Source organism: Mesorhizobium sp. M7A.F.Ca.MR.148.00.0.0 (assembly GCF_003997735.1).
Taxonomy (GTDB): domain Bacteria; phylum Pseudomonadota; class Alphaproteobacteria; order Rhizobiales; family Rhizobiaceae; genus Mesorhizobium.
The window spans coordinates 1-667 of sequence record NZ_RZTB01000349.1; the positions used below are offsets into that span (position 1 = coordinate 1).

Sequence of the window (667 nt, forward strand, 5' to 3'; positions counted from 1 at the left end):
ACAAGGCTTCGAGGATTGCTGCATGGGCGTTCATGCCGGTTGCGATGTCGGCGGCGGAAACCCCGATCTTGCTCGGTGTGTCCGGTGTGCCGGTGACGGCGCAGATGCCGCTTTCGGCCTGCACCAGCATGTCGTAGGCGCGCATCGCTGCGTAAGGCGTGTCCTGTCCGTAGCCGACGATGTTGATGGCAATCAGCCGGGGGAATTTTTCCGCGATCGCGTCGGCGGAGAGGCCGAGCCTGTCGGTGGCGCCCGGCGCGAGATTCTGCACGAGAACATCCGCGTGCGCCACCATCCGGTGCAGCAAAGCCAGGTCGTGCTCGGCTTTCAGGTCGAGCACCGCGCTTTCCTTGCCGCGGTTGAGCCAGACGAAATAGGCCGACATGCCCTCCACGGCAGAATCGTAGTGACGCGCTGTTTCGCCTTCCGGGCGCTCGATCTTCACGACGCGCGCGCCGGCATCGGCAAGGCGGACTGTGCAGAGCGGAGCGGCGACGGCCTGCTCGATCGAAACAACGAACAGACCTTCGAGCGGGCGGGCGCCATCAGACATTGCGCTGCACCCCGGAGCGAGCCAGCACACCAGGCTTCAGCCGCTCGTTCTTGCCGTAATCCTCGGCGGCGTGGAAGAACAGATGCGGCGTGCCATCAATGTCCTCGAGCCTCT

The 667-nt window shown here is 64.8% G+C and carries 1 protein-coding gene; it reads right to left on the reverse strand.

All coding sequences use genetic code 11. The features are described from left to right. The coding region (locus EOB49_RS34430) for a CaiB/BaiF CoA-transferase family protein (protein ID WP_164781956.1) at positions 1 to 553 on the reverse strand (553 nt) is incomplete at its 3' end. Positions 554 to 667: the final 114 nt, after the last annotated feature.